Origin of the sequence: Methylobacillus sp., from assembly GCF_036844465.1 — a bacterium.
Taxonomy (GTDB): Bacteria; Pseudomonadota; Gammaproteobacteria; order Burkholderiales; family Methylophilaceae; genus Methylobacillus.
The window spans coordinates 1-6,225 of sequence record NZ_DAIUFW010000034.1 but is presented as its reverse complement, the minus strand read 5'-3'; the positions used below and the strand labels follow the sequence as shown (position 1 = coordinate 6,225).

General features: G+C 57.9%; 6 protein-coding genes. 3 read left to right on the top strand and 3 right to left on the bottom strand.

The features are described from left to right. Positions 1-1,056 precede the first annotated feature (1,056 nt). The gene (locus V7Z75_RS14215) at positions 1,057-1,563 is read left to right on the top strand and encodes a DUF736 domain-containing protein (protein ID WP_442919924.1); all 507 of its coding nucleotides are present in this window, start codon (positions 1,057-1,059) and stop codon (positions 1,561-1,563) included. A gap of 36 nt (positions 1,564-1,599) precedes the next feature. Here the strand turns inward: V7Z75_RS14215 and V7Z75_RS14015 are convergent, their stop codons facing one another. The 3 genes from V7Z75_RS14015 to V7Z75_RS14005 are packed head-to-tail and all read right to left on the bottom strand — an operon-like array spanning position 1,600 to position 4,536. Further along, positions 1,600-2,475, bottom strand: coding sequence for a DNA adenine methylase (locus tag V7Z75_RS14015; RefSeq protein WP_075806994.1), 876 nt, complete (start codon positions 2,473-2,475; stop codon positions 1,600-1,602). Positions 2,476-2,477: 2 nt separating this feature from the next. Beyond that, positions 2,478-4,166, bottom strand: coding sequence for an AAA family ATPase (locus tag V7Z75_RS14010; protein ID WP_082394029.1), 1,689 nt, complete (start codon positions 4,164-4,166; stop codon positions 2,478-2,480). A 37-nt stretch (positions 4,167-4,203) separates the two neighbouring features. Then, positions 4,204-4,536, bottom strand: a complete 333-nt coding sequence (locus V7Z75_RS14005; RefSeq protein ID WP_257645818.1) for a helix-turn-helix domain-containing protein — start codon at positions 4,534-4,536, stop codon at positions 4,204-4,206. Between the two features lie 194 nt (positions 4,537-4,730). Here V7Z75_RS14005 and V7Z75_RS14000 point away from each other — a divergent pair, with 194 nt between their 5' ends. Together V7Z75_RS14000 and V7Z75_RS13995 are read left to right on the top strand one after the other, a co-directional pair. Then, positions 4,731-5,081, top strand: coding sequence for a DUF2958 domain-containing protein (locus V7Z75_RS14000; protein WP_040435232.1), 351 nt, complete (start codon positions 4,731-4,733; stop codon positions 5,079-5,081). Positions 5,082-5,389: 308 nt separating this feature from the next. Beyond that, on the top strand, positions 5,390-6,151 hold the full coding sequence (locus tag V7Z75_RS13995; RefSeq protein WP_334109263.1) for a DUF2285 domain-containing protein: 762 nt from the start codon (positions 5,390-5,392) through the stop codon (positions 6,149-6,151). Positions 6,152-6,225: the final 74 nt, after the last annotated feature.

Here is a 6,225-nt window from a genome sequence, read left to right as displayed (position 1 = left end):
CCGCCGCTGGCACGGCGCAGGCGACGTGCGCGGCTACCGCCCGCCCTCGGGCTGGACGGCCTGCGCCGACCTCACCGACATTCACCCCATCACGGGCCGCGCCTTGCCGCGTGCCGTGTGGTGGCTCATCGAGACGAAGGAATAACCGCGATCAGCACCGCGCCCAGGCCGTTCCGTCCTGGGCGCGGTGGACGCAAAAATCCGGGCGCGGCAGTGGCCGCGCCCGGTGTTCAAGGCCACCAGCCGAATCGGCACGCCGCCGCCCTCGCGGCAGCTCAGACGGCGGCGTTGACGTGACCGGGCTTCCCGCCCGGTAATGGCAGGCCCGTATGGGCCTGCAAGCCGTAGCGCCCGCCGTGCGCGGGAATCACCAGCGGTTTTCGGCTTGCCGCGTGCATACCTCGCAGCGTAGGGCCGCGCCCATTTCATCAGAGGCATGTCCGCGTTTCCTGCTTAGAAATCTGGAACGGCCTGGGCGTGTCGGCGCATAGCGCCGCCGGGCTTTCGGGCTACGCCCCGTGCCGTCTTTGCCGTCACGGCCATTCGGCTTCAATCCCTCACGCCTTCGCGCCTGCGGCGCTGCGCGCTTCGCTTGCCTCCAGGGGAAAGCCCTGCGGGCTATCCCCGCCGCGCGCAGCTTGGCGCCCCTCGATGCGGCCGAACCGGCTGCGCCGGATCGGCCCGGCCAGCGCCCCGCCGCGATGGGCGGGGTGCTGGCGAACACGCTGGCGCTTGCTGCGGCAGGTTGTGCAGGTGCGTGCCGTCCTCAACGCTGGCGGTTCCTGCCCATCACGTCACGAAGGACGGTTCACGGACAACCCGCCCGGCATCGCTATGGAGCTTCCACGCCACGCCTCAAGACCGGCGCCGCAAGGTGCGGCAGGGGCGTTCTCGCCTGTCGTCGGGGGGTTGACCTGGCCCGCGTCAGCGGGCGAGCCGGAGAAGCCTTCGGGCGGGGATGCCGAGTCGGCCCCATCTCCTTTCGGAGCGGTTCGGCCCAAGGCGTCCTTGTCTCGTTGTGAATCCTGGCGGTGGCGCGGCTGCGCCTCGGGCTTCATGGCTGCAACCGTCCGGCGAAAACAATTTCCCCTGCGCTGCGCGCATTCCTCGCGCGGCAAATTCTTTTCGCCTCCCGGCTCTCCACTGCGTTGCGACCGCAAGCGGTGCAGCCAGCCCGTCCCCCGCCGGCCGGATCACAACAAGGACGCGATGGGCGCGAACCTTGTTCAACCGAAAGGAGAAAACATCATGGCCAACATCGGCACCTTCACCGCAGACAAAGACGGCTTCACCGGCACGCTTCGCACCCTGACGCTCAACGTCAAGGTCAAGCTGGTTCCCAACGACAAGGGGGACAGCGAGAAAGCCCCGGACTTCCGCGTTCAGGCCGCCAGCCACGATATCGGCGCGGCGTGGAAGAAGACCAGCGAGGCCGGGCGGGACTACCTGTCCGTGACCCTCGATGACCCTTCGTTCCCGGCTCCGGTCTATGCCCGCCTGATTGAAGGCGAGGACGGCACGCACGACCTGATCTGGTCGCGCAGCAAGCCCCAAGCGGCGTGACCGCCGCAGCGCCCCGCCCATTGCGGCGGGGCGTTTTTAGCTCACGGCCCTAGTTTGAGGAATGGCTTCATCAGGCACTGTCAAGTTCTGACTGAAGAACATTACCTCATTACCAACATATCGTCTTTGTGCGGTGTAGTTCAGACCATAGCTCAACGATTGGCTCATGCGATACATGGCACAAATTTCTTCCGCGTTGTCATAAGAAACAACCCAAGGCCATTTGAACTTCTTCTGTTGAATGACTTTGGCAATGGCCGCGTGGTCATCATGCTCGTAGTAATTTCGATACAACCCCTTTCCCTTAACGTAGTATGGGGGGTCGAGGTATATCAGAGATTGTTTTGGCAGAAAATCCGAGCAGCGATTCAGAAGGCGCAATGAATCTTCACGATACACCGATATGTCACTCTGTCGCCGGGCGATTTCACGAATGCGTGAAGCAACAACGTCCTTCTTAAATCTAGCATCCAGCTTGTAGTTCCCGTTCTGACTCTTTCCGCCAATGACGCCTGCCTTGAGAATTCCAGATCGATTCGTCCGATTCATGAATAAAGTCGCAAATCCTTTCTCGACTAGGCTGGCAACGCAATCTTCGCGCAAAATGGTTCGCCATCTAAACCATTCTTCAATGGTAATAGGGGTGGATTCGAGTAAATCAAGAAGCTCAGTTGAATGCTTTGTTACAGCAACCCAAAAAGCGTATACGGCAGGATCAGCATCGTTGATATGGATATGACTTGCGTGCCCATGAAAGAGTAGATCAAGTGCAACGCCTGCCCCGCCAGCGTATGGCTCCAAGTAATGCCCTCCCGTGACACCATTCGTTTCCATTATTTTTGCAATGAATGGAGCAAATGGCGCCTTCCCGCCAGGGTAGCGCAGAGGGCTATACAGTCTGTTTGAGAACATCGTTATACCTTTCTTGGCTTAACTTCCAAGGCGGCCAACTTGGTGACGTCCACAGCATACCCTATGCTCATCACACCGTGAACAGCCGTCTTGAAATTTTCCAAGAATTCGTTAATAAGCACTGGATTGTTATCTGCCCAATGCTTCCAAGGATTGTAGGGCTTGGCTCCAGAGGTGAGCAATTTCTGAAATTCGACACTCTTATAAAAACGCTTAAAAACCTCTCTCGGCTTCTTGGTTCCAGTGTATGCAGCCACCCGCTCCTTCACCTCAACAGAATCCCCGTTGATTGAAAACTCGTTCAAAACCTCGCGAGCTGCATTGGTGAAAACATCTCTTGTGAACTGCAAGTCATTTTTCCAAAATGGATGTGCGGCAGGGAGATTGTACAAGTGCTCGAATACAAGTTGGTCAGGCGGGAGATGCCCGGGCAAGAGAGTCACTGTCTTATAGCTCTTCCCTGTAACTTGAGAGCCTTGATCTGCATCCAGACAGACGATGCTTCTTTCCGAGAACTCAGGGATTTTCTTCTGGATCAACTGAAGATAGTTGGAGCATCCGAGTGACACTTCCGACATCGGGTTTGTGAACTTCTTTATTGGCTGCCTGTACAGCAAAGTTGCAAAAAAGTCTTCAGCCTCTTTATCTTCGAAATAGATATTGATGCGAGGCAGTGAAACTCCAGACGATGTATCGATGGTCTTTGTGTTGATGTCTGCACTAATCTGCGCCCATGACCAGTCTTGCATCACCTGGACATTGCCATAGGTGTTGCTCAAATAAATGGTCTTGTACTTTCTTCTGAACTGGCGACTTTGCTCATATGCATACTCAATCAGAACTGGCGAATGCGAAGTCATGACAACTTGAAGATCCAAGTTCTTGCACTCGCGATCAAGCATCTTCAGTAGATTTACTTGTGCAGTCGGAAATAGCCCAGCATCAGCCTCGTCGATTAAAAGCAAACCGCCTTTATAGTCAGCATAATCTTCCTTCAGCTTTCTGAAAGACATCAAGGCCAATATGATCTGGCCTGCATTGTCCTCACCCGCCGAAACAGAGTCTTGGTCGTAGTTCTCCCCGTGCGCCACCGCAGAACTGATTGTTCCATCAGTCCCTGTTGCAAGCGATGCGTTGCGATTGAGAAGTTCGTTCGTTAGCGCAATGAAATCTTTCTTGTGTTGCTCTAGATAATCAAAGTCGCCTAGCTTGTAGTCTCTGGCCGCGATAGGGTAAAGACGCTTCAAGCTAAGAAAAATCACCGGATGAGTAAAATTCCTGCTCGTGTTGCTGCTTCCGGCCGCTGTACTGTTATTCCTAACCACAGGCCTGGGTGACTTCCCTCTTTTCATCAGCTCAAGTTTGGCGGTCGCAGCCTGATTTGTATATCCATCAAGCAAATCAATGTTCACGGACATGGAGCCGGGGACATCAAACTTTTCGGATATCCTGAAATGGTCACTGTATTGAGACTTGAACATCCCTCCTGCAATCTGCCGGAATGCAAGGGACTCATCCTTGACGTAATCTTTTTCAAAGCTAAAAATTTGCGCAGCTATGCCCAGTATCGAGGACTTTGATGTGCCATTTTTCCCGCAAACAACAGTGATGTAATCGCCGAACTCAACCGCCACATCGTTCAATGCGCGGAATTTCTCGATTGTTAGCTTTTTTAGTTGAGTCTTAGGCATGGTGTGCGGAGTTTGTTTTTAAGTCCCTTGAAGAAACCTATCTTTGGCCGGAATCATCCACAGCCAATTCTTTGAGTTCCTGTCGAACTAACATTAAAAGGTGATCGGCTTTCTGTTCGCTGTCGCCGGAGTACGCCAAGGTCAGCAACGTGAGCGGGTGGATCTTCATCACTTCGCACAGTTCGGCCAGCTTGTGCAAGGTCGGGCTTTTCAGGTCGCGCTCCAGGGTACTCATGTAGGTGCGGCTAGACACGTCAGAGAACGCTTCCTGGCTCAAGCCGCGCGCCTTCCTGACCGTCTTCAATGCCTTCGCCAGCGAGTAAGTTGTTGCCACCTTGGGTTCCCCACAAATACCAAGATGACACCCCATTGCATCCTATAGAGCTACAATCTATAGTGTTCATTCAATGCCTGTGCTTTTACGGAAATCCGTATCGGCGGGTTCCTGTAGAGCCACGGAACCGCATCCGTGCTTGCGCACGAAGGCGCAAATCCGGTTTCGCGGTTCTGCGCTTCGACGTGGAACCGCGTTCGTGCACCATTGGATTTGTGGGATTGCCGACCATGCCGCAGCCGCTCACCACCGCCCCGGAACGCGCGCAACTGCTCGCCAACGGCGAGGCCCGCGCCGCTGGCCGGGCCATCGACCCGGTGCCCGTGGTGCGGCTGTTCACGCCGGACGCGCATGTGACCTGGCTGCTGGCCGCACTCGATCCCGCCGATGGCGACACCGCCTGGGGACTCATCGACCTGGGAATCGGGATGCCGGCGCAGGGAACCGTCAAGCTGTCCGAGCTGGCCGGCATCGTCGGGCCGCGCCAGCAGCCCGTGATGCGCGACCTCTATTTCCGCCCCACGCGCACGCTGTCGGAATACACCCGGCTGGCCGAGCGCGACGGAGCGATCCCGGACTGAATACGGCTTACTGTGACTTTTTCAGTCTGGTGTCATACCGGGTAAGTCTCAATCGGGATTCTTGCGGCGTAGCCCCACCAGTCTGACCCAAATAGACAGGATGCTTGGCGCGGGTCGCGGCAGGCTGGCTTGTGCAGTGTCCCCGGTCGGGGCGCTGCCGCCGCAGCATTGAGACGAATACCGCAACACATCGGAGCCAATCGGTCTTGACAGCCCCATCCGCCTTTGTAACCCATGACGTTCCGACGAGGGCGATGTAGCGCGTAGTTCTTCCGTGGCGGCGAGTCCTGTTCGCAGGAGGAGACGTCATGGTCAATCCTCATCACCTCGCGCATTGGTATCCGACTGCCGCATACCTGTATGTCTTTTGGCTGGATGCGCTCGCGCTCGCTTGGGAGTACCTGCGCAGGCATCCCGACTACCGGCTCGACTGGCTGCGCCGTCATGGCCGGCCTGAAGCAGCGCATCGCTGGGGCTTGCGCCTGCTGGAAGATCCGATGCTGGATGCGCGTGACGCGCATCCGGCCTGGCTGCCTGGTCATGCCGCCGTGGTGCAGCTCTACCCCGACGCTGATCCGCCGCAGGATGCCACCGCCTTCGCGTTCTGGCGCATCCCCGGCCACAAGCAACTGTTCCACGACGGCAAGAAGCTGGCGCTGATCGCGCGCAGCCCAGGCCATTGCCTGCGCTTTGCGCTGGCGCCCGGCCTGGAAGACGGCATGGCCGTGGCCTATGCCCAACGGAGCGGCACTGCCGCGCCTGTGCGCGGTCATGCACGCGGCGCGACCTTCGCTGCCACCACGCCCAGGCCAACACCTTCCGCGCTGCTGGAACTGCACACCTTGCAGGCGCTCGACGCGACCCTCGCGGGCGCGTCCTTGCGCGATGTGGGCGAAGGACTGTTCGGTGCCGACGCTGTGGCCGATTGGTACAGCGACGGCGGCCTGCGCTCGAAGGTGCGCCGCCTGGTGCGGCGCGGCGATGCGCTGATGCGCGGCGGCTATCGCCGCCTAGCACAGCTTCCGCCGCTTGAGAAGGGTCGTTTTGAGGACGACGCAAAACGGCCCTGAGCAGGACAGCTTGGTTTTCTGAGACTGCCTCCATCCGGTCGCGCTGTGTGGCCGGGCGCTTTCAACCGATGGAG